25 protein-coding genes and 1 riboswitch are annotated in these 23,133 nt (G+C 38.7%); of the genes, 23 read left to right on the top strand and 2 right to left on the bottom strand.

What is annotated here, in order from left to right; all coding sequences use genetic code 11:
• The first annotated feature begins 114 nt into the window (after positions 1-114).
• Positions 115-1,032 carry a proline dehydrogenase family protein gene (locus AC4NPH_RS21295; protein WP_013059661.1) on the top strand — a complete coding sequence of 306 codons (918 nt, stop codon included), beginning with the start codon at positions 115-117 and terminating at the stop codon, positions 1,030-1,032.
• Positions 1,033-1,111: 79 nt separating this feature from the next.
• On the opposite strand, the gene AC4NPH_RS21290 is transcribed toward AC4NPH_RS21295, so the two are convergent.
• A complete protein-coding gene (locus tag AC4NPH_RS21290) occupies positions 1,112-1,261 on the bottom strand; it encodes a YuzL family protein (protein WP_013059660.1) in 150 nt (49 codons plus the stop codon).
• Between the two features lie 184 nt (positions 1,262-1,445).
• Between AC4NPH_RS21290 and AC4NPH_RS21285 the strand changes: the two genes are divergently transcribed.
• The 22 genes from AC4NPH_RS21285 to AC4NPH_RS21180 all read left to right on the top strand — a co-directional run bounded on the left by AC4NPH_RS21285 (position 1,446) and on the right by AC4NPH_RS21180 (position 21,985).
• Positions 1,446-3,827, top strand: a complete 2,382-nt coding sequence (locus AC4NPH_RS21285) for a 3-hydroxyacyl-CoA dehydrogenase/enoyl-CoA hydratase family protein (RefSeq protein WP_170959549.1) — start codon at positions 1,446-1,448, stop codon at positions 3,825-3,827.
• A 12-nt stretch (positions 3,828-3,839) separates the two neighbouring features.
• Entirely contained in the window at positions 3,840-5,018 is a 1,179-nt protein-coding gene (locus tag AC4NPH_RS21280; protein ID WP_013059658.1) for an acetyl-CoA C-acetyltransferase, read from the top strand.
• Positions 5,019-5,041: 23 nt separating this feature from the next.
• Complete coding sequence (locus AC4NPH_RS21275) at positions 5,042-6,826, top strand: acyl-CoA dehydrogenase FadE (RefSeq protein ID WP_013059657.1); 1,785 nt, start codon at positions 5,042-5,044, stop codon at positions 6,824-6,826.
• A 115-nt stretch (positions 6,827-6,941) separates the two neighbouring features.
• Positions 6,942-7,298 carry an arsenate reductase family protein gene (locus tag AC4NPH_RS21270; RefSeq protein ID WP_013059656.1) on the top strand — a complete coding sequence of 119 codons (357 nt, stop codon included), beginning with the start codon at positions 6,942-6,944 and terminating at the stop codon, positions 7,296-7,298.
• A gap of 135 nt (positions 7,299-7,433) precedes the next feature.
• Positions 7,434-7,817 (top strand): glycine cleavage system protein GcvH, encoded by a 384-nt coding sequence (gene gcvH / locus AC4NPH_RS21265; protein WP_013059655.1) that lies wholly within the window; start codon positions 7,434-7,436, stop codon positions 7,815-7,817.
• Positions 7,818-7,896: 79 nt separating this feature from the next.
• Positions 7,897-8,142, top strand: a complete 246-nt coding sequence (locus AC4NPH_RS21260; RefSeq protein WP_013059654.1) for a YusG family protein — start codon at positions 7,897-7,899, stop codon at positions 8,140-8,142.
• Positions 8,143-8,323: 181 nt separating this feature from the next.
• Positions 8,324-8,674 (top strand): toprim domain-containing protein, encoded by a 351-nt coding sequence (locus AC4NPH_RS21255; protein WP_013059653.1) that lies wholly within the window; start codon positions 8,324-8,326, stop codon positions 8,672-8,674.
• A gap of 14 nt (positions 8,675-8,688) precedes the next feature.
• Entirely contained in the window at positions 8,689-8,988 is a 300-nt protein-coding gene (locus AC4NPH_RS21250) for a thioredoxin family protein (RefSeq protein WP_013059652.1), read from the top strand.
• 180 nt (positions 8,989-9,168) lie between these two features.
• A riboswitch (SAM riboswitch) is annotated at positions 9,169-9,276 on the top strand.
• A 131-nt stretch (positions 9,277-9,407) separates the two neighbouring features.
• On the top strand, positions 9,408-10,433 hold the full coding sequence (locus tag AC4NPH_RS21245) for a methionine ABC transporter ATP-binding protein (protein WP_013059651.1): 1,026 nt from the start codon (positions 9,408-9,410) through the stop codon (positions 10,431-10,433).
• The gene (locus AC4NPH_RS21240; protein WP_013085342.1) at positions 10,426-11,094 is read left to right on the top strand and encodes a methionine ABC transporter permease; all 669 of its coding nucleotides are present in this window, start codon (positions 10,426-10,428) and stop codon (positions 11,092-11,094) included. The genes AC4NPH_RS21245 and AC4NPH_RS21240 overlap by 8 nt, the downstream gene beginning before the upstream one ends.
• Positions 11,095-11,111: 17 nt before the next feature.
• Positions 11,112-11,948, top strand: coding sequence for a MetQ/NlpA family ABC transporter substrate-binding protein (locus AC4NPH_RS21235; protein ID WP_013059649.1), 837 nt, complete (start codon positions 11,112-11,114; stop codon positions 11,946-11,948).
• A 122-nt stretch (positions 11,949-12,070) separates the two neighbouring features.
• The gene (locus AC4NPH_RS21230; protein WP_013059648.1) at positions 12,071-12,436 is read left to right on the top strand and encodes a carboxymuconolactone decarboxylase family protein; all 366 of its coding nucleotides are present in this window, start codon (positions 12,071-12,073) and stop codon (positions 12,434-12,436) included.
• A gap of 239 nt (positions 12,437-12,675) precedes the next feature.
• Positions 12,676-13,461, top strand: a complete 786-nt coding sequence (gene sufC / locus AC4NPH_RS21225) for a Fe-S cluster assembly ATPase SufC (RefSeq protein WP_013059647.1) — start codon at positions 12,676-12,678, stop codon at positions 13,459-13,461.
• 17 nt (positions 13,462-13,478) lie between these two features.
• Positions 13,479-14,786: a Fe-S cluster assembly protein SufD gene (gene sufD / locus AC4NPH_RS21220; RefSeq protein WP_014457887.1), complete on the top strand. Its 1,308-nt coding sequence runs from the start codon at positions 13,479-13,481 to the stop codon at positions 14,784-14,786.
• Positions 14,786-16,006 (top strand): cysteine desulfurase, encoded by a 1,221-nt coding sequence (locus AC4NPH_RS21215; RefSeq protein WP_013059645.1) that lies wholly within the window; start codon positions 14,786-14,788, stop codon positions 16,004-16,006. Before sufD ends, AC4NPH_RS21215 begins: the two co-directional genes overlap by 1 nt.
• Positions 15,996-16,430: a Fe-S cluster assembly sulfur transfer protein SufU gene (sufU, locus tag AC4NPH_RS21210; RefSeq protein ID WP_013085338.1), complete on the top strand. Its 435-nt coding sequence runs from the start codon at positions 15,996-15,998 to the stop codon at positions 16,428-16,430. The genes AC4NPH_RS21215 and sufU overlap by 11 nt, the downstream gene beginning before the upstream one ends.
• 45 nt (positions 16,431-16,475) lie before the next feature.
• Positions 16,476-17,873, top strand: a complete 1,398-nt coding sequence (gene sufB / locus AC4NPH_RS21205; protein WP_013059643.1) for a Fe-S cluster assembly protein SufB — start codon at positions 16,476-16,478, stop codon at positions 17,871-17,873.
• Between the two features lie 102 nt (positions 17,874-17,975).
• Positions 17,976-18,830 carry a DUF72 domain-containing protein gene (locus tag AC4NPH_RS21200; RefSeq protein ID WP_013059642.1) on the top strand — a complete coding sequence of 285 codons (855 nt, stop codon included), beginning with the start codon at positions 17,976-17,978 and terminating at the stop codon, positions 18,828-18,830.
• Positions 18,831-18,961: 131 nt separating this feature from the next.
• Positions 18,962-19,264 (top strand): YunC family protein, encoded by a 303-nt coding sequence (locus tag AC4NPH_RS21195; RefSeq protein WP_013059641.1) that lies wholly within the window; start codon positions 18,962-18,964, stop codon positions 19,262-19,264.
• Positions 19,265-19,353: 89 nt separating this feature from the next.
• Entirely contained in the window at positions 19,354-20,106 is a 753-nt protein-coding gene (yunB, locus tag AC4NPH_RS21190) for a sporulation protein YunB (protein WP_013059640.1), read from the top strand.
• A gap of 248 nt (positions 20,107-20,354) precedes the next feature.
• Positions 20,355-21,869, top strand: coding sequence for a sodium-dependent transporter (locus tag AC4NPH_RS21185; protein ID WP_013059639.1), 1,515 nt, complete (start codon positions 20,355-20,357; stop codon positions 21,867-21,869).
• Positions 21,869-21,985 (top strand): methionine/alanine import family NSS transporter small subunit, encoded by a 117-nt coding sequence (locus tag AC4NPH_RS21180; protein WP_107918137.1) that lies wholly within the window; start codon positions 21,869-21,871, stop codon positions 21,983-21,985. The genes AC4NPH_RS21185 and AC4NPH_RS21180 overlap by 1 nt, the downstream gene beginning before the upstream one ends.
• A gap of 30 nt (positions 21,986-22,015) precedes the next feature.
• Here the strand turns inward: AC4NPH_RS21180 and AC4NPH_RS21175 are convergent, their stop codons facing one another.
• Entirely contained in the window at positions 22,016-23,017 is a 1,002-nt protein-coding gene (locus AC4NPH_RS21175; RefSeq protein WP_013059638.1) for a M23 family metallopeptidase, read from the bottom strand.
• Positions 23,018-23,133 lie beyond the last annotated feature (116 nt).

The following is a 23,133-nucleotide window of genomic DNA, read 5'->3' as shown; positions in this document are numbered from 1 at the left end:
TTGTATGTATATGTTAATAAAGGGTGCCTATCTATCTAGTTTAAAAAATGGTAAAATTAATGATAATTAAATAAATTTTGTGAGGCGTATGACAAGTGAAGGCGGGGGGTTGCTTTGGAACAAACGATAAGAAACTTTTTTTTATTGTTATCAAAAAGCAAAAAGTTAACAAAGCTGGCTAAGCGCTATGGCTTACGTTTTGGAGCAGCACGTTTTGTTGCAGGGGAAACCATCGATGAAGCTGTTAGTGTGATAAAAAAGCTAAATGAACAGGGATTAAAAGTAACGATTGATTATCTTGGCGAGTTTGTGGAAAGTGAAGCTGAAGTTGATCATGCTGCAGCTCAATGCATAAAGGCCATTCACCTTATACACAAAGAAAGATTAGATTCAGAAATTTCTTTAAAATTAACGTCTATGGGACTGGATATTTCAGAGGATTTGGCACTTCATCATATGCGGCGTATTCTTGAAGAAGCGGAAAAATATAGCGTATTTGTGACGATTGATATGGAGGACTATAAGCGATGCAGCAAGACGATTAAGCTATTTAAACAATTAAAAAATGAGTATGAACACGTAGGGACGGTGCTTCAAGCGTACTTATATCGAACAGAAAGTGACGTCCGTGAATTAGATGCTTATGCTCCTAAATTAAGGTTAGTGAAAGGGGCGTACAAAGAAGCAGCAGACGTGGCGTTTCCTGATAAAGAAGACGTAGATGAAAACTTCAAAAACATAATTGGACTCCACTTATTAAACGGTCACTACACAGCAGTTGCTACTCACGATGAACGAATCATTCAGTATGCAAAAGAGTTTGTTAAAAAGCATGGAATTTCAATGAATCAGTTTGAATTTCAGATGCTATACGGCATTCGATCAGAAAGGCAAGTTCAGCTCGTAGCAGAACAATATAAAATGAGAGTGTACGTTCCTTATGGAACGGACTGGTATGGGTACTTTATGAGGCGCCTTGCAGAAAGACCTGCAAATGTCGCATTTGTCTTAAAAGGAATTGTAAAAAAATAATAATGAAATGGTCGTGATGACAAAGTAAGAAATAATCAAAAATCGAACATGATTCGATTACTCATGTTCGATTTTGAGGTTAATGTCCTTGAGTGTTATGCTTTGTGTACTGTTGGTTTTGAGATGTCTTTTTGCCGCGTCCGTGCGGTTCATTGACCGGTCCAGCATTTCCTTTAACGCTTGCTGCGCTTACGCCTGCTGACGATGGATCCTTCTTTAATTTGCTCACAAAATCACCTCCTGTGTATTAAGATAACCAAACACATTAAAAATAGTTAGAGATAATATTGTGAATATATTGCGAAAATTTAAAAAATGTTTTATAGTAAAAACAGAGATTAACAGTGACTCTCTTTTTTTACGCATAAAATGAATGATCATTCATTCAATATATTAAAGGGGATGTGGGGATAATTATGAACATAAAAAAAGCCGCCGTTTTAGGTTCAGGAGTTATGGGCTCTGGAATTGCAGCTCATTTAGCAAATGTAGGAATTCCAACGCTTTTGCTAGACGTGGTTCCAACTTTATTAACAGCAGACGAGGAAAAAAAGCAGCTAACGCTTGAAGATAGGCAAGTGAGAAATCGGTTGAGTACAACTGCTCTAGCTAAATTAACGAAGCAAAAACCGGCGCCTTTAACGTCGAAGTCATCACTATCGTTAATTACTCCAGGAAATCTTGAAGATCATTTACAGCAGTTAAGCGACTGTGATTGGATTATTGAAGTAGTAGTGGAACGTCTTGATATTAAACAGCAGTTGTTTGAAAGAATTGACAGTGTACGAAAAAAAGGAAGTATTGTAAGTTCAAATACTTCAGGAATATCGATCCACGAAATGGCTAAAGGACGCTCAGAAGATTTTAAAGCGCATTTTTTAGGAACGCACTTTTTTAATCCACCGCGTTATTTAAAGTTATTAGAAATCATTCCAACTCATGACACAAAATCAGAAATTGTTGAATATGTGAAAACGTTTGGTGAAGATGTATTAGGTAAAGGAGTAGTTATTGCAAAAGATACGCCTAACTTTATCGCCAACCGTATCGGTACGTACGGTTTACTTGTGACCGTTCAAGAAATGTTAAAAGGTAATTACAGTGTGGGAGAAGTTGACTCTGTGACGGGCCCCTTAATTGGAAGACCAAAAAGCGCAACGTTTCGAACGTTAGACGTAGTGGGACTAGACACATTTATTCATGTGGCCAACAATGTATTTGACAAAGTAGAAGGCAAAGAAAAAGAAGTGTTCGATGTCCCTTTATTTATGAAACAAATGCAGGAAAATGGCTGGCTGGGAAGCAAGTCGGGGCAAGGCTTCTTTTTGAAGAAAGGAAAGGAAATTTTGGAACTTGATCCTAGTACACTTCAATACGTCGAGAGAAAGAAGTTAAAAACAGCTTCTACCGAATTAAGCAAGCAGGCAAAAGGGCTGCAAAATAAAATGAAAGCGCTTATATATTCGGGTGATCGTGCCGGCCAGCTTCTTTGGAATGTGATCAGTCCCGTTCTTGTATATGCAGCACAGTTAAAAAATGAAATCGCCGACGATATCGTGGCCATTGATCAAGCTATGAAGTGGGGATTTGGTTGGAAAATGGGTCCTTTTGAGACGTGGGATGCAATTGGTTTAGAAAAGTCAATTGAGAAGATGGAGCAGTCTGGCTTAGCAGTTCCGCAATGGGTAAAACAAATGCAGGAAAATGGATTTACAAGCTTCTATAAAGAAATGGAAGGTCAAACGCTTTACTACGAAGATGATGAGTATAAAGCAGTAAAAGAAAATAAAAAGGTGATTCACCTGTCATCTTTACGTTCTCAAAATAATGTCATTTTAGAAAACAGCGGAGCGAGTTTAATTGATTTAGGAGATGATGTGGCGTGCCTGCAGTTCACCTCTCCTAACAATGCAATCGGGCTAGACATTATTAGCTTATTAAATCAGTCTCTTGAAGAAGTGAATAAGAACTATAAAGGGCTGGTCATAGGAAATCAAGGGAAAAATTTCTGCGTTGGCGCTAACTTAGCTATGATTTTAATGGAAGCACAAGATGACAATTATTTTGAAATTGAATTTGTTATTAAACAATTTCAACAGGCAATGATGAAGGTGAAATATAATGAAAAGCCGGTTGTTGCAGCTCCATTTGCGATGACTCTCGGAGGCGGAGCAGAAATTTGCTTACCGTCAGCTAAAATCCAAGCTTCTGCTGAAACTTACATGGGCCTTGTAGAAGTAGGAGTCGGACTCATTCCTGGTGGAGGAGGTAATAAGGAGCTTTATATCAAACAGCTAAATGGTTTACCTAACGGTGTAACGCTCGATCTCCAGCAAATTGCCAATAAAACATTTGAAACAATTGCTACTGCAAAAGTATCTACTTCTGCTGCAGAAGCTAGACAGCTAAACTTTTTAAACCGCCATGATGGCATCAGCGTAAACGGAGATCACTTGCTGAATGATGCGAAGAACTCAATCCTTGCTTTACATGACACGGGCTATAAACCACCTGTAAGAACTAAGATTCCTGTGGTTGGAGAAACAGGATATGCAACGTTGCTGCTAGGAGCCCAATCCATGAAGTATTCAGGATATATATCAGAACATGATTATAAAATTGCTAGTAAGTTAGCATTTGTGTTAGCCGGAGGACGTGTAGCGTTTGGTTCGGAAGTTGATGAAGAGTATTTACTGGACTTAGAGAGAGAAGCATTTTTAAGCCTTGTTGGAGAAGCGAAGTCTCAAGAACGTATGCAGCACATGTTAGTTAAAGGAAAACCACTGCGTAATTAAGGGGGAGAAAAAATGAGAGAAGCAGTTATTGTAGCAGGTGCTAGGACACCGGTTGGAAAAGCAAAAAAAGGTTCACTGGCAAGTGTTAGACCTGATGATTTGGGGGCCATTGCGGTTAAAGAAACTCTTCGCCGAGCAGGAGGATACGAAGGACCAATTGATGATTTAATTATTGGTTGTGCGATGCCTGAAGCAGAACAAGGTTTGAATATGGCTCGAAATATTGGCGCTCTTGCGGGTTTGCCTTATACGGTGCCAGCAATAACGATTAATCGTTATTGTTCATCAGGTTTGCAAAGTATTGCCTATGGTGCAGAACGAATTATGCTAGGGCAAGCCAAAGCAGTGTTAGCTGGAGGAGCAGAATCAATGAGTTTTGTTCCGATGTTTGGAAACGTAGCGCGTCCGAATGTTCAGCTGGTTGAAAATGCGCCGGAGTATTATATGGGCATGGGACATACAGCAGAACAAGTGGCCATGAAATACGGCATTTCACGTGAAGACCAGGACGCGTTTGCTGTACGCAGCCATCAAAAAGCAGCAAAAGCACTTCAAGAAGGGAAGTTTAACGACGAAATTGTTCCGGTGGAAGTGACGCTTCGAAAAGTGGATGAAAACAATAAGCTCCGTGAACAAAAGCTGATGTTCTCTCAAGATGAAGGAGTTCGTCCTGGCACAACTGCGGATGTATTAGGGAAACTTCGTCCAGCTTTTTCGGTTAAAGGATCCGTAACAGCTGGAAACTCTTCGCAGACAAGTGACGGAGCTGCATCCGTTTTTCTAATGGATAAAGAACAAGCTGAAGCAGAAGGGTTAAAGCCTTTGCTTAAGTTTCGCTCATTTGCAGTTGGAGGAGTTCCGCCTGAAGTAATGGGGATTGGCCCGGTAGCTGCCATCCCTAAAGCTCTTAAACTAGCAGGGCTGGAGCTTTCTGATATCGGATTGTTTGAATTAAATGAAGCATTTGCTTCTCAAGCACTTGGCGTTATTCGTGAATTAAATATTAATGAAGATAAAGTAAATGTAAACGGAGGCGCTATTGCCTTAGGTCATCCATTAGGCTGTACCGGAGCTAAGCTGACTCTTAGCTTAATGCACGAAATGAAGCGTCGAAATGAGCAGTTTGGAATTGTCACGATGTGTATTGGCGGAGGAATGGGAGCTGCTGGTGTATTTGAATTGTTAGCATAATCATTTCAAAGGGGGATATGAACATGTCAAATAGAACAAAACAAATGATTAAAGGTGGAAGCTTTTTAATTGAAGAAGGCGATGCAAGCCGTGTCTACACGCCGGAGGATTATACATCTGAACAAAAGATGATTGCCAAAACGACAGATGAATTTGTAGAAAATGAAGTCCTTCCACAAGTGGAATATTTAGAAAAGCATGAGTTTGACCGTTCTGTCAAGTTATTAAAACAAGCTGGTGAATTAGGGTTACTTGGTGCAGATGTACCGGAAGAATACGGCGGACTCGGTTTGGATAAAATTACCTCCGCTTTAATTGCTGAAAAAATGTCTCGAGCAGGCGGGTTTTCCATCACTCATGGTGCTCACGTAGGAATTGGGTCATTGCCAATCGTCTTATTTGGAACAGAAGAGCAAAAACAAGCATATTTACCTGCTTTAGCAGTTGGGGAAAAAATAGCCGCATATGCGTTAACAGAACCTGGTTCTGGTTCCGATGCCCTCGGTGCTCGCACAACAGCTCGCCTTAACGCCGAAGGCACACACTATGTGTTAAATGGAGAAAAGCAGTGGATTACGAATGCCGGATTTGCTGATGTGTTCGTGGTGTATGCGAAAATCGACGGCGATAAATTTTCTGCTTTTATCGTTGAACGCCAATTCCCAGGCGTTTCGGTTGGACCGGAAGAAAAGAAGATGGGAATCAAGAGTTCATCAACAAGAACGTTGATTCTTGAAGATGCGCTTGTTCCAAAAGAAAACGTGTTAGGTGAAATTGGAAAAGGCCATGTGATTGCGTTTAACATTTTAAATATTGGGCGCTATAAGCTTGGAGTTGGAGCAGTTGGAGCAGGTAAACGTGCGTTAGAAATTACGTCTCAATATGTTAACCAGCGTCAGCAGTTTAAAACGCCCATTGCTAAATTTTCATTAACCCAAGAAAAGTTAGCAACAATGGCTTCTAAATTGTACGCAACTGAAAGCTCCGTCTATCGTACGGTAGGACTTTTTGAAGACCATATGGGCCAGCTTTCAGAAGAACAGCAAAAAGACGGAAAACAAATTGCCGCTTCCATTGCTGAATATGCCATTGAATGCTCATTAAACAAAGTGTTTGCCACGGAATCTCTTGACTACATCGTAGATGAAGGGGTGCAGCTTCACGGAGGCTATGGTTTTATGAGCGAGTATGAAATTGAGCGCCTGTATCGTGATTCTCGCATTAACCGTATTTTTGAAGGAACAAATGAAATTAATCGACTCTTAGTACCAGGCACATATTTACGCAAAGCGCTAAAAGGAGAGCTTCCGCTGCTTCAAAAAGCACAAACGCTTCAAGAAGAATTGATGATGCTTATGCCGCAGGAAGTAGGAAATGAGCCGTTAGATCAAGAAAAAATGCTTGTGCAAAATGGGAAGAAAATTGCGCTCTTGCTTTTAGGTCTAGCTGCACAGAAGTATGGTAAAGAATTAGAGAAAGAACAAGAAATTCTCGTTAATATTTCCGATATGATTAGTAACGTATATGCAATGGAATCCACTGTTTTACGTACTGAAAAAGCAATTTCCAAAACAGGTGCAGATCAAAACAGCTTGAAAGTAAAATATACGCAAGTATTTTGCCAAGAAGCATTTAATCGAATTGAAGCAGATGCAAAAGAAACGTTAATTGGCGTTGAACAAGGTGATACGCTTAGAGTCATGCTTTCGTCTCTTCGCAAGTTAACGCGCTATACACCAATCAATGTGATTAGCGTAAAGCGTGAGATTGCAAAAACGCTTTTAGAAGTAGAGAAGTTTACAGTTTAAGGGAAAAGGAGCTCGCTTCGCGAGCTTCTTTTTGTTTAAGAAGCCTCTATCTAGGTAAATGATAAAGGATGTGTTAAAATACGAAAAAAGCTTAAAATAAAGGGTGGTTGACGAAATGTCATTATTTTTTTATTCATATCCAAAGTGTGGTACGTGCCGAAAAGCAAAGAAGTGGCTGGATGATAACGGAGTAGCGTATGAAGAAATTCATATTGTAGAAAACCCGCCAACAAAAGAGCAGCTGCAATCTTATTATCAGAACAGCGGCTTAGAATTAAAAAAATTCTTTAATACAAGCGGTAAAAAGTATCGCGAATTAGGGCTTAAAGATAAAGTAAGCAGTGCGAGTGAAGACGAACTTCTGTCTATTCTTGCGTCAGATGGCATGTTAATTAAACGTCCGCTGCTAACAGATGGACAAAAAGTAACGCTTGGCTTCAAAGAAGAGCAGTTTGAGGACGTATGGAAGTAAGTTTTCAAATAGAAAATTTTTACCTTTTACGTTACACTGTTAATAGGAAGTTATTTTAGGTTGTAGAAAGTGTTCTCCACGTTGAAGGCGCTTTTTATATAAACAAATTACGATACATATTTTGGAGGGATTAAGATGAGTACACCAAAAGATTTGCGTTATTCTGAAGAGCATGAATGGGTAAAAACAGAAGGAGACGTTGTCCGCGTAGGTATTACGCATTTCGCTCAAGCTGAGCTTGGCGACATCGTATTCGTTGAACTGCCAGAAGTAGGAGCAACAGTAGAAGCTGACGAGCCGTTTGGTAGCGTTGAATCAGTAAAAACAGTTTCTGAGCTTTATGCACCAATTAGCGGTGAAGTTGTAGCAGTCAACGACAACTTAAGCGATAGCCCTGAGCTTGTTAATGAATCTCCATACGAAGAAGCATGGATGATTACAATCAAACCGTCTGATGCTTCTCAAGTAGACAAGCTAATGACAGCAGAGCAATACGAAGAAATGACAAACGAAGGATAATATTCCTCCATAAATTGTCTTTATGAAAAGTTTTTGACTGGACACTCTATTAGTAAACAAGCTAAAGGAGTGTCTTTTTATGTTTGAAAAACAAAAAATGGACGTTACAGATCGCGTTACAGCTAAATTTCATGACGGCGGCATGAAATTATATGTTGATAAGCAGCCAATTGGTGAAGTTAGTTACGGAACAAGCGGCAATGAATACCGCTTTGAAGAAGGGTATTCGCAAGAAAATAATAAGTTCTACCAATATACGGATGTACAAAAGCAAGGTGAAACGCAAAAATATACAGACTGCGACGAAGAAGCAGGATGGTGCTAAACAGTGGCAACTGCCGCTGTTTTTCTTGTTTTATGGAAACAATATGGCCTAAGCTGCCTTTTAAAACAGTTCTTTCTTGCAAATTTCTTTTAAAAAACAGGTGAACTGTGATACATTAACGAATATTGTATAGCATAAAGAAATGATGTTACTATACAACTGACGATTATGGGTGATGAAAATGGGGCTAATTGAAATCGAAAAAGTAATTATTGTCGAAGGAAAATCAGATAAAAAACGTATCCAAGATATCATTCGAGAACCAATTGAAATTATCTGTACAAACGGTACGATTAGTTTATCAAAGCTGGATGAAATTATTGACTTTACGTTTAACAAAGAGGTATACATACTCGTTGACTCTGATGATTCAGGGAATAAGCTAAGAAAACAATTTAAACGAGAGCTTCCGGAAGCAGAGCATCTATATATTGATAAAATGTACCGAGAGGTTGCTGCTGCCCCTAGACATCACATAGCAACAGTATTACTGAGTGCCAATATCGATGTTAATGCAGAATTTTTAACATAAAAGGAATGAGCAACATGCAAGAATGGAGCGAAAAACAGCTTGACGATCAGTTAAAAGAAGGACAAAGAGCGTTTATCTTTTTCCATACACCTTTTTGCGGGACATGTCAGCTGGCAAAAAAAATGTTAACCGTAGCAGAAGCGATGCTGCCCGGTGTGACCATCGGAATGAGCAATTTAAATTATATGCCTTCAAAAGCAGAAGTATTTTCAATTGAAAGTGTACCTTGTTTGATTGAAGTGAAAAATGGCGAAATGGTAAAAAAACTCTATGCGTTTCATTCTATCGAGCACGTACTTGAAGAGCTTCGATAATCAAACGTTTGTTTAAAATGAAGAAATTGAAAGAGAGCAAACCGTTGGGGCTGTTGAAATCTTGGGATATTATCCCAAGAACAAAATCTGTTGACAGCCTATCTGACACATGCTAAAATCACACTCATGAATGTTCATAAATGAATGAATATTTCCCAAAAACAAAATAATTGTTGCGAACTCTTATCAAGAGAGGTGGAGGGACTGAGCCCTGTGAAACCCGGCAACCGTCAGACTAACTGAAATGGTGCCAATTCCTGCAAAGCTATGCGCTTTGAAAGATGAGAGAAAGGATTAAATATCGAGCCTTTCTGTCATGCGCAGAGAGGCTTTTTTAATGAGGAAAATTGTTTTACGGCTTTTTCATCCTATAGGGCAACCTAACATAATTAAGTTTTTACTAAAGAAGGTGAAGAAATATGATTACATTAACAGACGTTACAAAAATTTATCAGGCTAAAAGCGGTCAAGTAACAGCTGTTGATAATGTGAATCTAACCGTTAACCAAGGTGAAATTTACGGAATTATTGGTTATAGCGGAGCGGGGAAAAGTTCTTTAATTCGCTTGCTAAACGGGTTAGAAACACCAACGACAGGAACGGTCGAAGTAGCAGGTAATGATATTGGAAAAATTAAAGGCGGAAAACTCAGAAAAGCTAGACAAGAAATCAGTATGGTGTTTCAGCACTTTAATATCTTGTGGTCGCGTACGGTGCGAGAAAATATTGCCTTTCCGTTAGAAATAGCAGGGATCTCAAAAGAAAAAAGAATGAAACGAGTAGACGAGCTTATCAAGCTAGTCGGGCTTGAAGGGCGTGAAAATGCTTATCCATCACAGCTTAGCGGTGGACAAAAGCAGCGTGTTGGTATTGCTCGAGCGCTAGCCAATAACCCAAAAGTATTGCTGTGTGATGAAGCAACATCAGCGCTTGATCCTCAAACGACAGATTCCATTTTAGATCTGTTAGTAGATATTAATGAGAAGCTAGGGTTAACCATTGTATTGATTACTCATGAAATGCACGTTATTCGTAAAATTTGTCATCGGGTAGCCGTTATGGAAAATGGGGCAGTGGTAGAAGAAGGACAAGTGCTAGAAGTATTCAGAAAACCTAAGCAGCCGATTACAAAACGATTCGTTCAACAGATTTCTGAACCAGAAGAAACGTTTGAAACAATTGAACAAGTACAGGAGTTATATCCAAGCGGGCAAATTATTCAGCTGACGTTTGTTGGCGGAAAAGCAGAGCAACCGCTCATTACAACGATTTTAAAACAGTTTGATGTAACGATTAATATTTTGCAAGGAAAGATTTCTCATACACAAACAGGTTCATACGGAACGTTGTTCGTTCATTTAGACGGAGAATTAACAGAAGTTGAAAAAGTCATTGCATACATTCATGAGCAGCAGGTAGAAGTGGAGGTAATGACAAATGCTTGAGAAACTATTTCCAAACGTTATTTTAGATGATTTTATTCAAGCGACAAATGAAACACTATATATGACGGCTATTTCAGTTATAGCCACGTTTGTTCTAGGTATTTTATTAGGCTTGCTTTTATTTTTAACGTCCAAAGGACAGCTTTGGCAAAACAAACCTTTATATGCCATTGTGTCAGCAGTTGTAAATATCTTTCGTTCCATTCCATTCATTATTTTAATTGTTTTACTGATTCCATTTACCAAAGCATTGGTAGGAAGTATTTTAGGCGCTAATGCAGCGTTACCTGCTCTAATTGTTGGAGCAGCACCATTTTACGCGCGTCTTGTAGAAATTGGTCTGCGTGAAATTGATAAAGGTGTTATTGAAGCTGCTAAATCAATGGGAGCAACAACAAGCACTATTATCTTTAAAGTGCTGTTACCTGAATCGCTGCCAGCTTTAATTTCTGGTTTGACGGTAACGACGATTGCGTTAGTCGGCTATACGGCAATGGCGGGTGTGATTGGAGCTGGAGGTCTCGGGAATCTTGCATATTTAGAAGGATTCCAGCGCAGTCATAATGATGTAACGCTAGCTGCTACGATCTTAATTTTGATTATTGTATTTATTATCCAACTTATTGGAGATGCGATTACTGCAAAAATTGATAAAAGATAAAGGGAGGATTATTTATTATGAAAAAATGGCTTTCGGCTTTAGCACTAACATCTGCGCTAGTAGTAGGATTAGCTGCATGTGGATCTAACAATGGATCAAAAGATGAAAAGAAAATTGTTGTGGGTGCATCTAATACGCCTCATGCTGAAATTTTAGAACAAGCAAAACCGATTTTAGAAAAACAAGGAATCGACTTGGAAATTAAAAAATTCCAAGATTACATCTTACCGAACACAGCTCTTGCAAACAATGAAATTGATGCAAACTACTTCCAGCACGTTCCTTATATGAATTCAGTGCTAAAAGATCACAAGGGTGAAAAAGGGTATGATTTTGTAAGTGCCGGTGCCATTCACATTGAACCAATCGGTATCTACTCTAAAAAATACAAAAGCTTAAAAGATCTTCCGAAAAACGGCACAGTTATTATGCGTGATGCAGTAGCAGAGCAAGGACGTATTTTATCGATTTTTGAAAAAGCCGGCGTAATCAAATTAAAACCAGGCGTAAAGAAAATAGATGCACAAATTAAAGATATCGTAGAAAACCCGAAGAATTTAAAATTTAAAGCCGATGTTGAAGGCGGATTGTTACCTCAAATGTACAAAAATAATGAAGGTGACGCTGTTGTTATCAATGCTAACTATGCTATCGATGCTGGCTTAGATCCAGTAAAAGATCCAATCGCAGTGGAAAGTAAAGAAAATAACCCTTATGCAAACATCATTACGGTTCACAAAGGCGACGAAAATAAAGATACAGTGAAAGCTTTAGTGAAAGTTCTTCACTCTAAAGAAATTCAAGACTACATTAAAGAAAAATACAAAGGCGGAGTACTGCCGGTAAATAAATAATAGAAGAAAAGCGCTTGCCCACTCTGGGCAAGTGCTTTTTTTGTATGCGGGAAAACGAATAACTCTTATTTTTCTCACGCATACTAACCGTGAAAACTTTACTGATGATGGGAGCTGACGTTATGCAGCAAGAAGCACGTCATTCAACTGAGCAAGCACTTCATGATTATAAAATGGGTGTTGGGAAATTTAGTGAAAAATTGCCGGAAGTAACAAAAACGTTTAATGCGTTTACTGAAGCATGTTTTGGAGAAGGTTCTCTTTCTAAAAAAGAAAAGCAGTTAATCGCGTTAGGAATCAGCGTAGTAGCTCAAGACGAGTACTGTATGATTTATCATACAAAAGGCTGCATTGATCAAGGTGCAACTGAGCAAGAAATTTTAGAAGCATGCGGAGTGTCAGCAGCATTTGGCGGAGGCGCAGCGATGAGTCAGTCCGTTACGCTTGTCCAAGAGTGTATTTCAGAACTGACTAGCCACACGCACTAAGTAAATAAAGTGGGTAAAAAAGCTTGTCTTAGAAGGCTCTATGGAGTCTTTTAAGGCAACTTTTTTATGAGTGGATTTAGTCTTGAAAAACGTACATAATGGTTTAAAACCTTTTGGGTCAAAAGGTTGCTATAAGTTTTCATTTGTTATAAGATTGTAATGAGAATAAAATGAGAATAATTAAAAAGATATAGGTATATCGTTTTTTACTATATACGTCTATAACTGGAGGTTTTAATATGGCAGGGTCAACTTTAACAATTAAAGATCTTCATGTTGCAATTGAAGGTAAAGAAATTTTAAAAGGTGTTAATTTAGAAGTTAAGGGCGGCGAAATCCATGCAATCATGGGACCAAACGGTACTGGTAAATCAACATTATCTTCAGCAATCATGGGACATCCTAAATACGAGGTTACACAAGGAAGCATCACGCTAGACGGCGAAGATGTACTTGAGATGGAAGTAGATGAGCGCGCTCGTGCAGGTCTATTCCTAGCTATGCAATATCCAAGTGAAATCAGCGGGGTAACAAATGCAGACTTCTTACGTTCAGCAATTAATGCTCGTCGTGAAGAAGGCGAAGAAATTTCACTAATGAAATTCATCCGTCAATTAGACAAAAACATGGATTTCTTAGAAATGGATCAAGACATGGCTCAGCGTTACCTAAACGAAGGTTTCTCTGGCGGTGAGAAGAAACGTAATGAAATTCTTCAATTAATGATGCTTCAACCAGGAATTGCAATTTTAGATGAAATCGACTCTGGTTTAGATATCGATGCGTTAAAAGTTGTATCAAAAGGTATTAATGAACTGCGCGGCAGCGAGTTTGGTTGCTTAATGATTACTCACTACCAACGTTTACTAAACTACATTACACCAGATAAAGTTCACGTTATGATGCAAGGTCGCGTTGTAAAATCAGGCGGACCAGAATTAGCACAGCGTCTAGAGGCAGAAGGTTATGACTGGATCAAACAAGAATTAGGTATTGAAGACGAAACTGTAGAGCAAGAAGCTTAAGAGTTAGGAGGATCTCTATGACTATTGATACGAAATTACCATTTGATCAAGAGTACATCAGCAGCTTTTCAAAAGAAGCTAATGAACCAAGTTGGCTGCTAGATCTTCGCTTACAAGCTCTTGCGAAAGCAGAAGATCTTGCACTTCCAAAGCCAGATAAAACAAACATTTCGAAATGGAACTTTACTGCATTTGACAAGCACACTTCACAGGCAAGCACAATCTCATCTGTAGACGAGCTTCCAGAAGTGGTTAAAGCATTGATTGATACAGAAGCTGTTAAAAATCTATATGTTCAGCGTGACCAAACAGCAGCATATTCAACATTAACAGAAGAGCTAAAGTCTCAAGGCGTTATCTTCACAGATATTCAAACAGCTGCTAAAGAGCATAGCGACCTTGTTGAGAAGTACTTCATGAAAGACGGAGTTAAAGTAGATGAGCACCGTTTAACTGCATTAAACGCAGCGTTATTAAACGGCGGTGTATTTGTATACGTTCCTAAAAATGTAGAAGTACAAGAGCCGCTTCAAGCTGTATTTGTCCGTGAAGATGAAGAAGCTGCTTTATTCAACCATGTGATTGTTGTAGCTGAAGACAACAGCTCAGTAACATATGTAGAAAACTACATTGCTACTGCTGAAGAGTCAAACGGTGTTGTCAATATCGTGACGGAAGTATTTGCTAACAGCAATGCGAAAGTAACATTTGGGGCTGTTGACTACTTAGCTAAAGGTACAACTACTTATGTGAACCGCCGCGGCGTAGCGGGCAAAGATGGTCGCATTGAGTGGGCTTTAGGCTTAATGAGTGAAGGAAATACAGTTTCTGAAAATACAACGTATCTAATGGGCGACGGTTCATATGGAGATACAAAAACGGTAACAGTTGGACGTGGAGAACAGTCTCAAAACTTAACAACAAGTATCGTACATTTTGGAAAACATTCTGAAGGCTACATTTTAAAACACGGCGTTATGAAAGAAAGCGCGTCTTCAATCTTTAACGGTATCGGTAAAATTGAACACGGTGCGTCTAAATCAAACGCTGAGCAAGAATCTCGTGTGTTAATGTTAAGTGAAAAAGCACGTGGAGACGCAAACCCAATTCTTCTAATTGATGAAGACGATGTAACAGCAGGGCATGCTGCATCTGTTGGACGCGTAGATCCAATTCAGCTTTACTACTTAATGAGCCGCGGTATTCCGCAAACAGAAGCAGAACGTCTAGTTATCCACGGGTTCTTAGCACCAGTTGTAAACGAGTTGCCAATCGAAACGGTTAAAAAGCAATTAACAGATTTAATTGAAAGGAAAGTTCGATAATGAATATCTCTGATATTCGTAAACAATTTCCTATTTTAGACCAAGAGGTAAATGGCAGCCCACTCGTTTATTTAGACAGTGCAGCAACTTCACAAAAGCCGCTTGCTGTAATTGAAGCAATTGAGAAGTATTATAAAGAATATAACTCAAACGTACACCGAGGTGTTCACACGCTTGGTACAAGAGCAACAGACGGATACGAAGGCGCTCGTGAAAAGGTTCGTAAGTTTATTAATGCAAAATCAACGGAAGAGATTATCTTTACGCGCGGTACAACGACAGCTCTTAATACAGTAGCTGCAAGCTATGGCCGTGCTAATCTCAAACCTGGTGATGAAATTGTGATTACTTATATGGAGCATCACAGCAACATCATTCCTTGGCAGCAAGTTGCCAAGGAAACAGGTGCAACGTTAAAATATATTTCATTAACAGAAGATCATGCACTTTCACTAGAAGAGGTAAAAAGCACGATTACATCCAACACCAAAATTGTATCGATCATGCAAGTATCTAACGTATTGGGTACAATTAACCCAGTAAAAGAGATTGCAGAAATTGCACATGCTAACGGTGCAGTAATGGTTGTGGATGGTGCACAAAGTACGCCTCATATGAAGGTGGATGTACAAGATTTAGACTGTGATTTCTTTGCTTTCTCTGGACATAAAATGGGCGGGCCGACTGGAATCGGCGCTCTTTATGGAAAGAAAGAGCTTCTTGAAAAAATGGAACCAATCGAGTTTGGCGGCGAAATGATTGACTTCGTAAACCTATACGAATCAACGTGGAAAGAACTTCCTTGGAAATTTGAAGGGGGTACGCCAATCATTGCAGGTGCAATTGGTTTAGGTGCAGCGATTGATTTCTTAGAAGAAGTTGGTTTAGATAATATTCAAGCACATGAGCACAAGTTAGCGCAGTATGCACTGGATCGCTTATCGCAAGTAGATGGAATTACGATCTACGGACCGAAAGAGCGAGCGGGTGTTGTGACGTTTAATATTGAAGATGTGCATCCGCACGACGTTGCAACAGTAGTAGACGCTGATGGAATTGCGATTCGTGCAGGTCATCACTGTGCGCAGCCGCTGATGAAATATTTAAACGTATCTTCTACTGCACGTGCAAGCTTCTATTTGTATAACACGGAAGAAGAAGTAGATAAATTGGTATCATCATTAATAAAAACGAAGGAGTATTTTACAAATGGCTTTTAATAATTTAGATACTCTCTATCGTCAAGTAATTATGGACCATTATAAAAACCCGCGTAATCGTGGAACGTTGAATGAAGATACTGTGAACATTCATATGAATAACCCGACATGTGGAGACCGCATTGAACTTTCTTTAAAAGTAGAGGACGGCAAAGTGGTGGATGCAAAGTTCGAAGGTGAAGGATGTTCAATTTCAATGTCATCAGCTTCAATGATGACACAAGCAATTAAAGGTCAAGAAGTAGACAAAGCGTTTAAAATGGCCCATATCTTCTCTGACATGATGCAAGGTAAAGAGTATGATGATAGTATAGATTTAGGAGATATTGAAGCACTTCAAGGTGTAGCAAAATTTCCTGCGCGTATTAAATGTGCAACACTAGCGTGGAAAGCGATGGAAAAAGGTCTTAACGAACAAAAATAAGACCTTCATTCATTCCCAATCCTATCAAGTAGGGGGTAATAAAAGATGGCTAAAAAAATGCCAGAAATCGGCGATTATAAATATGGATTTTCCGATAAAGACGTATCAATTTTCCGCTCTAAACGCGGTTTAACAAAAGAAATCGTAGAAGAAATTTCTCGTATGAAAGAGGAACCACAATGGATGCTTGACTTCCGTTTGAAATCTCTAGAGCACTTCTACAACATGCCAATGCCACAGTGGGGCGGAGACATGGCAAGCTTAGACTTTGATGAAATTACGTACTACGTAAAACCATCTGAGAAGTCTGAACGCTCTTGGGATGAAGTTCCTGAAGAAATTAAACAAACGTTTGATAAACTAGGTATTCCTGAAGCAGAGCAAAAGTATCTTGCGGGTGTATCAGCTCAGTACGAATCTGAAGTTGTTTATCACAATATGAAAGAAGATCTTGAAGCACAAGGTATCGTATTTAAAGATACGGATACGGCGCTAAAAGAAAACGAAGATATTTTCCGTGAGCATTTTGGAAAAGTTATCCCGCCAACGGATAACAAATTCTCTGCACTTAACTCGGCGGTTTGGTCTGGTGGATCATTCATTTACGTACCAAAAGGCGTAAAAGTAGATACACCATTACAAGCTTATTTCCGTATTAACTCTGAAAATATGGGACAGTTTGAGCGTACGTTAATTATTGCTGATGAAGGCTCACACGTTCACTATGTAGAGGGCTGTACAGCACCTGTTTATACAACAAACTCCCTTCACAGTGCCGTTGTAGAGATCATCATCAAAAAAGATGCGTATTGCCGCTATACAACAATTCAAAACTGGGCGAACAACGTATACAACCTTGTAACAAAACGCGCGGTTTGTGAAGCAAATGCAACAATGGAATGGATTGATGGAAACATCGGTTCTAAGTTAACAATGAAATATCCAGCTGTTATCTTAAAAGGTGAAGGTGCACGTGGTATGACATTATCTATTGCCCTTGCTGGTAAAGGACAGCACCAAGATGCTGGTGCAAAAATGATTCACTTAGCACCGAACACATCTTCAACGATCGTATCAAAATCAATTTCAAAACAAGGCGGTAAAGTAACATACCGCGGTATCGTACACTTCGGCCGTAAAGCAGAAGGTGCACGTGCGAACATTGAGTGTGATACGCTGATTATGGATAATCAATCAACTTCTGATACAATTCCGTACAATGAGATTTTAAATGACAACATCTCACTTGAGCATGAAGCGAAGGTATCAAAAGTATCTGAAGAACAATTATTCTATCTAATGAGCCGCGGTATTTCTGAAGAAGAAGCAACAGAAATGATTGTAATGGGCTTTATTGAGCCATTTACAAAAGAGCTTCCGATGGAATATGCAGTAGAAATGAACCGTCTAATCAAATTTGAAATGGAAGGTTCAATCGGTTAATAATAGATCAAAACTCGTTTGCTGTTTATGCAAACGAGTTTTTTTGTATCGTTTGTATTAAAATAAAGAAAAGCGAAGCTAAGAACATAGAGGAGGAGTGGCATGATTTATATTGGAGTCACAGGCTGGGGAGATCATGATTCATTATATGAAGCGGGGGTTTCATCAAGAGACAAGCTTGCCGTATATGCAGGCCATTTTCCAATTGTTGAAGTCGATTCATCTTTTTATGCAATTCAACCAACATCAAATGTAGAAAAATGGGTGAACGATACACCGGAATCTTTTCGTTTTGTGGTAAAAGCCTATCAAGGTATGACAGGGCATATGAGAGAAGGAAATCCGTTTGATAGCAAAGAAGAAATGTTTCATGCATTTTTAGAATCAGTGAAGCCTTACGTAACATCGAATAAGCTTGGTATGATTTTATTTCAAATGCCACCCTGGTTTGACTGTACAAAAGAAAATGTAGCCTATTTGAGATATAGCCGCGAGAAGTTTGGAGATTTGCCAGTAGCGCTTGAGTTTCGAAATCAATCCTGGTTTAAGCCGTTTTTCTATGATAAAACGCTGACGTTTATGGAACAAGAGAAGTGGATTCACGGTATTTGTGATGAACCGCAGGCAGGAGAAGGATCTATTCCAATTGTGATTCATGCTACAGATAAACAGAAAACACTTATCCGTTTTCACGGACGAAACGTACACGGTTGGAATAAGCCCGCAGAAGGCAATTGGCGAGCAGTAAGGTTTTTGTATCGTTACAATGAAAAAGAGCTCCTAGAGTGGAAAGAACGGCTTGAAAAGCTGCAAAAACAAACGAAGGACATTTACCTGTTATTTAATAATAACTCCGGCGGAGATGCTGTACATAATGCCAAACAGCTCATGAGTTTATTAAATATTGAATATGAAAATTTAGCTCCTAAACAATTAGATTTTTTTAATGAATTTTAGCACTGAGTCCTATAAAAGTTTATATAAATAAGGAAGAAGGAATATAAACGTCAAATAGGTAGAAAAGTATATGTAAAACCTCACTTTTTTCTTTCAAAATCATAAATTGATTAAGAAAGGAGTGAGTTACTATGATTACCTTAGCGCCTATCGTAATTGAAGGTCATACGTTTAATGCAGTTACCGTATTGCTGCCAAAAACAACTCTGTTAACAATCTCATCAGATAAAGGGTACATTATGTGCGGAGCACTAGACGTAGGTCTATTAAATGATAAATTAGCTGATCGTCAAATAATAGCTGGAAGAGCTGTAGGTGTACGTACAATTGAGCAGCTTCTTGAAGCGCCTCTTGAATCTGTAACGCTTGAAGCTGAAAAAAGAGGAATTTTTAAAGGAACAATTGGCAAAGATGCTTTATTGAAAATGCTTTAATATAGTGGGGAATTTAAGATAAAACTTTTTAAAAGAAGCGTGAACCTCCTTATACATGCATACATATAGCTTGTAAGGAGGGATTTTTTTTGGTTAAACTTCGTCGGAAATTAACAAGAAAAGGCCCGCTTCCTTTTCGCTACGTTCTGTTGCTCACCTTTCTTTTTTTTATGCTTTCCACAGGGGTAGGATTATGGCTAATTAATAGAGGGATTGAACCGACGTTAATGAAATATGCTGAAGCACAAACAAAAGAGATTGCAACTTTAGTTATTAATAAAGCGGTGAATAAACAGGTACTTGATCAACTGGACGTAGATGTTATTAAAGTTGAATCTACACCTAACGGTCAAGTAGCCAAAATTGACACAGCGCTTGTAAATCGGGTTAGAGCTCAGACTACGTCATTTGTTCAAGCTAATTTAAAAGAGGCAGAGAAAGGGAATTTAGATGCACTTGAACTTCCAACAGATATTCGTATTGAAAAAAATGAAAAGCTGCGCAATCAAGGAATTGTATACCAAGTTCCTCTTGGGCAAGCAACTAATAATGCGCTGCTTGGAAATCTAGGTCCGCTGATTCCGGTTAAATTTCATGCTATTGGTGACGTTCAAACAGACGTAGTGCGAAAAATCGAGGAATATGGAATAAATAATGCGTTTCTTGAAGTATCCATCAAAGTAAAAGTAAACATGCAAATCATTATCCCGTTTGCAACGAGAAAAACAACCGTTACGGCTACAATTCCTGTAGGAGGAACTGTTATCCCTGGAAATGTTCCTGATTATTTTAACGGTGGAAATTCATCTTCTCCGGCAATTGAACTTCCGAAGAAAAATTAACAATATTATATTAACGTGATAAAGTATTATTTAAAAAGCAGGTGCGGAAGTTCAAAAATACTTTCATATCTGCTTTTATTCATTGGAACATTTGTCTGAATTTTCTATAAAAAATATTTTGACATACTATCTTCTCCCTTCTATAATTTGAGATAGGAAGTTATAGAAAGAATAATCTAAAAATTATAAAAATTATCGTTGATCTATGATAAAAAGAGAGTAGGGAGAGGAAAAGAGGGGGAATTACAGTGGAAAATAGGCCGCAGTGGGGATCAAGAGCAGGGTTTATTTTAGCAGCAGCAGGTTCAGCAATTGGACTAGGGAATATATGGAGATTTCCAGCCACTGCATATGAAAATGGAGGAGGGGCATTTTTTCTCCCCTACTTATTTGCTTTGTTGACGGCAGGAATTCCTATCTTAATCATGGAATTTGCTATTGGACATAAATATAAAGGTTCCTCTCCTTTATCATTAGCAAGAATAAGCCCCAAGGCTGAATGGCTAGGCTGGTGGCAAGTAGCTATTTCCTTTTTTATTTCGGTTTACTATTCCGTCATTATCGCGTGGGCAATGTCGTATTTTATCTTTTCATTTAAGTTAAGCTGGGGAAACGATACGGAAGCGTTTTTATATGGAGATTACTTAAAGTTAGCTGAAGCACCAGGACAAACAGGAAGCCTCGTATTACACGTTTTAATTCCGCTTGTACTTGTATGGATTGTGACATTAGGTGTCTTATTAAAAGGAATCAAAAAAGGAATTGAAGCCGCAAACAAAATCTTTCTACCAACACTAATTATTCTATTTTTAATCATTGTCATTCGAGCAGTTACGTTAGACGGAGCAATGGAAGGTCTGCATGCTTTTTTTAAACCAAACTGGAGCGCAATTGGAGATGGAAAGGTTTGGATCGCAGCATATGGTCAAATTTTCTTTAGTTTATCTGTTGGTTTTGCTATTATGATCACTTATTCCAGTTACCTTCCAAAGAAATCTGATTTAACTAATAATGCGTTTATTACTGGATTTGGTAATTCAGCGTTTGAATTACTAGCAGGAATCGGTGTGTTTAGCGCACTAGGTTTTATGGCTACTCAGCAAGGTATCCCAATCGATAAAGTAGTTCAGGGAGGGGTAGGACTAGCCTTTGTAGTTTTCCCGCAAATTATTAATGAATTTCCAGCGTTTAAACAGCTGTTTGGAATGTTATTCTTTGCTTCCTTAACATTAGCAGGATTAACGTCACTTATTTCAATTATTGAAACCTTCGTAGCAGGCATTCAAGATAAATTTACTATCTCACGTACAAAATCTGTATTAATAGGTGGAGGAATCGCTTCAATTTGCTCGCTATTATTTGCAACACAAGGAGGACTTTATTTCTTAGATGTGGTCGACTATTTTATTAATAACTTCGGAGTTGCTCTAGCAGGCTTAGTAGAAGTTGTATTAGTTGCTTGGGTATTTAAGCAGTTGAGCAGCCTTCAGCAGCATGCAAACGAAGTTTCTGATATCCGAATCGGTTCATGGTGGAAAATATGTTTAGGAGTAGTTACACCACTTGTACTTGGATACATGATGTTTGATAACTTCCGGAAAAATATTTCGGAAAATTACGAACAGTATGCAACGACTTTTGTAGGTCCTTTTGGTTGGGGTGTGGCAGCTCTTGCTGTTATTTTGGGAATTGCTTTTTCTTTTGCACGATGGGAAGATGGGACGCTTCGTTTGTCAGTTAAAGAGAAGGGGGTTTCTAAATAATGGATGGAAGTTCAATGACAATGATGGTTGTAGGGATGGTCATCATATGGGGCGGCTTGGCCGCAAGTATTGCTCATGCTGTGAAAAAAGCAAAAGAAAGTAAAGCATCAGGATAAAAAAACAGGAAGCATCAGCTTCCTGTTTTTTTATTTTTTCTTTAGTTCTAAACGATCATTTCGTTCCCACGTTCTTAACTGAGGATATGGGTCAAACGACCACTCATTTTTGCCGTTATCTTTATACATTCCATAGTGCAAGTGAGGAGGGAATTTCCCAGAAGTTCCAGGAGGTCCATAACCGGAACTTCCTACTCCGCCAATGAGTGTTCCTGGTTCTACAATTTGTCCTACTTTTAAATTTTTTGCAAATCCGCTTAAATGAGCTAAATAGTGATAGTTATTATGAAGGTCACGAATACCGATTCGCCAGCCTCCATATTTATTCCATCCTTTAAGCTCAATAATGCCATAGCAAGGGGATTTTACTGGAACTCCGTAATCTGCAAAAATGTCTGTTCCTTCATGAATTCGTTTGCCACCCCAGCCGCGCGCATCTCCCCATGTACTCCTGTAACTGTAGTTCGCACGGAGAGGCACCGGAAATGAAGAACCTTTTAAATCAATGCGACCGTAATGGCGAAAAATTTTGGCATTCCCTAAAATAATATCAACTGCTTTAGCCCGGTGATAATAGTTCCAAAGCGCAATTTTAATATAGTCTTCGGACACCCCGAACGTCCGAATATAATCTGCCATTGTAAAAAGCATATCTTCATCATTAAATTGGTCTGCTTTTTTGTCTCCGTTCCCATCTTTGCCCATTCCCCCGAGCAGAGAAATAGTAAGTGGGTTTGTATCTTCCAAATTCGGATTTAAAGAACCTGACCATTTTTCTGGAGGATAGTAAATGGCGATCGAGCCTTTTTCTCTTGGAATATCTTTATGGGAGCGTCGAATATTTCGTTCATACTGGTCAATCCCTGCAAAGTAATACCAAGGAATCGTAGTAGCGGCTTCCATTTGTTTATACAGCTCTAATCTCTTTTGAATAAGTATTTTTTCTTGATCTGCTGATGATTCAGCTGTTACGTGGTGCCATCCTGTGAATATAGACATGAACATAAAAAGTAAGATAATCGTTTTGCGCATCGTGTTTCCCCCTTTCTAAAAATAGTGTGTAATACTAGTTTGCAGCGAGAAAAAAGATTTCATAAATATTAATTAATGGAAATCGCTTCAAAACTTTTTTAAAGAATTTTATTCAG

The organism is Priestia sp. MDV22-iso46 (assembly GCF_058629175.1).
The sequence above is the reverse complement of the archived record's forward strand: the minus strand, read 5'-3'. Positions and strand labels throughout refer to the sequence as shown.

Bases quoted from the DNA above. Each gene is read 5' to 3' on its own strand.
- sufC (WP_013059647.1), top strand. From the start codon at position 12,676: ATGGCAGGGTCAACTTTAACAATTAAAGATCTTCATGTTGCAATTGAA.
- sufB (WP_013059643.1), top strand. From the start codon at position 16,476: ATGGCTAAAAAAATGCCAGAAATCGGCGATTATAAATATGGATTTTCC.
- gcvH (WP_013059655.1), top strand. From the start codon at position 7,434: ATGAGTACACCAAAAGATTTGCGTTATTCTGAAGAGCATGAATGGGTA.
- AC4NPH_RS21270 (WP_013059656.1), top strand. From the start codon at position 6,942: ATGTCATTATTTTTTTATTCATATCCAAAGTGTGGTACGTGCCGAAAA.
- AC4NPH_RS21275 (WP_013059657.1), top strand. From the start codon at position 5,042: ATGTCAAATAGAACAAAACAAATGATTAAAGGTGGAAGCTTTTTAATT.
- AC4NPH_RS21250 (WP_013059652.1), top strand. From the start codon at position 8,689: ATGCAAGAATGGAGCGAAAAACAGCTTGACGATCAGTTAAAAGAAGGA.
- sufU (WP_013085338.1), top strand. From the start codon at position 15,996: ATGGCTTTTAATAATTTAGATACTCTCTATCGTCAAGTAATTATGGAC.
- AC4NPH_RS21215 (WP_013059645.1), top strand. From the start codon at position 14,786: ATGAATATCTCTGATATTCGTAAACAATTTCCTATTTTAGACCAAGAG.
- AC4NPH_RS21280 (WP_013059658.1), top strand. From the start codon at position 3,840: ATGAGAGAAGCAGTTATTGTAGCAGGTGCTAGGACACCGGTTGGAAAA.
- AC4NPH_RS21230 (WP_013059648.1), top strand. From the start codon at position 12,071: ATGCAGCAAGAAGCACGTCATTCAACTGAGCAAGCACTTCATGATTAT.
- AC4NPH_RS21240 (WP_013085342.1), top strand. From the start codon at position 10,426: ATGCTTGAGAAACTATTTCCAAACGTTATTTTAGATGATTTTATTCAA.
- AC4NPH_RS21255 (WP_013059653.1), top strand. From the start codon at position 8,324: ATGGGGCTAATTGAAATCGAAAAAGTAATTATTGTCGAAGGAAAATCA.
- sufD (WP_014457887.1), top strand. From the start codon at position 13,479: ATGACTATTGATACGAAATTACCATTTGATCAAGAGTACATCAGCAGC.
- AC4NPH_RS21245 (WP_013059651.1), top strand. From the start codon at position 9,408: ATGATTACATTAACAGACGTTACAAAAATTTATCAGGCTAAAAGCGGT.
- AC4NPH_RS21175 (WP_013059638.1), bottom strand. From the start codon at position 23,017: ATGCGCAAAACGATTATCTTACTTTTTATGTTCATGTCTATATTCACA.
- AC4NPH_RS21195 (WP_013059641.1), top strand. From the start codon at position 18,962: ATGATTACCTTAGCGCCTATCGTAATTGAAGGTCATACGTTTAATGCA.
- AC4NPH_RS21200 (WP_013059642.1), top strand. From the start codon at position 17,976: ATGATTTATATTGGAGTCACAGGCTGGGGAGATCATGATTCATTATAT.
- AC4NPH_RS21235 (WP_013059649.1), top strand. From the start codon at position 11,112: ATGAAAAAATGGCTTTCGGCTTTAGCACTAACATCTGCGCTAGTAGTA.
- AC4NPH_RS21260 (WP_013059654.1), top strand. From the start codon at position 7,897: ATGTTTGAAAAACAAAAAATGGACGTTACAGATCGCGTTACAGCTAAA.
- AC4NPH_RS21180 (WP_107918137.1), top strand. From the start codon at position 21,869: ATGGATGGAAGTTCAATGACAATGATGGTTGTAGGGATGGTCATCATA.